A 1,228-nucleotide genomic window follows, 5' to 3' on the forward strand; every position below is an offset into this window, starting at 1 on the left:
TGATCTGCTCCAGTCAGACTGGACACTTAGCTAAGCGACATTTCGCTTTTCAAAGTTCATTGGGCTTAGGTACCCAAGAGCACTGTGCCTTCTCGTTCGATTATAATCAACTTCTATGTACTCGAAGATCGTTTGGCGCATCTGCTCTCTCGTCATAATTGGCTCATATTGAATTGCTTCAACTTTCAGTGAATGGAAGAAGCTCTCAACACATGCGTTATCCCAACAGTTCCCTTTTCTACTCATACTTTGTTTTAAATTATAAGTGCTTATGAGGTCTCGATAGTCTTTCGAACAGTACTGACTACCTCGATCGCTATGAGTTATGACATGCTCAGGGAACCCTCGACGGAATAAAGCCATCGACAAAGCATCACAGACCAGTGAGGCCGTCATTCTCGTATCCATAGACCAACCAATAACTTGCCTTGAATAAAGGTCAATAATGACAGCTAAGTACAGCCAGCCTTCGCTTGTGGCAACATAAGTGATGTCTCCTGCCCATTTTTGATTCGGAGCCGTTGCGTTAAAATCTTGAGCGAGCAAGTTCGGAGCAACGGGCATTTTATGCTTACTGTCCGTTGTACACTTAAACTTGCGAGCTGCTTTCGCTACTAAATCCTGACGTTTCATACTGGCGGCAATGGTCTTAACATTATGGTTATCACCGCTCTCTGCCAGTTCTTTCTGAATACGTCTTGAGCCATCTCGCTCTTTGCTAACGTCAAAGGCTTCTTTTACCTTGGTATCAAACTTTTGGCGCTCTGTCTCACGTTGAATCGCCTTGTGGCGGTTCTCAACCCAATAATAAAACCCACTTCGAGAAACTCTGAACACCTTAGCCATACGGGAAATACTGAAACTCAGCAGGTGTTCGAGCATAAATTCATAGCAATTTACTTTAGATTTTTCGCGAAGTAGGTGGCGGCCTTTTTTACGATTTCTAGCTCTTCTGCTTGCTCTGCCAACTGCCTCTTTAGCTTAGCGACTTCAACGGCCAATTCTTGTTCTCGTTGGCTAATACTAGAATTCTTCTTTGTGGCTTTTCGCCAACCGTAGATCTGAGATTCATGTAACGAGAGCTGTCTTGCGGCTGCAGCGACTCCCACTTTCTCTGCCAGCTTCAGGGTTTCTGCTTTAAATTCAGGAGAATGGATAATACGTTTCTTCTTACTTGTCATGGTTCACCTCATTAGTGATTGTACTCACTTAACTCAGTGTCCAAAAC

At 43.9% G+C, this 1,228-nt stretch carries 1 protein-coding gene; it reads right to left on the reverse strand.

The window, feature by feature from the left end:
• Window positions 1-30: 30 nt before the first annotated feature.
• A protein-coding gene (locus AB6D07_RS22985; RefSeq protein WP_139137542.1) for an IS3 family transposase occupies window positions 31-1,181 on the reverse strand; the annotation gives its coding sequence in 2 pieces (ribosomal slippage) (window positions 31-938 and window positions 938-1,181; 1,152 coding nt in all).
• Between the last annotated feature and the right edge of the window lie 47 nt (window positions 1,182-1,228).

It is taken from the genome of Vibrio sp. 10N.239.312.C11 (genome assembly GCF_041466065.1).
GTDB lineage: Bacteria > Pseudomonadota > Gammaproteobacteria > Enterobacterales > Vibrionaceae > Vibrio > Vibrio tasmaniensis_A.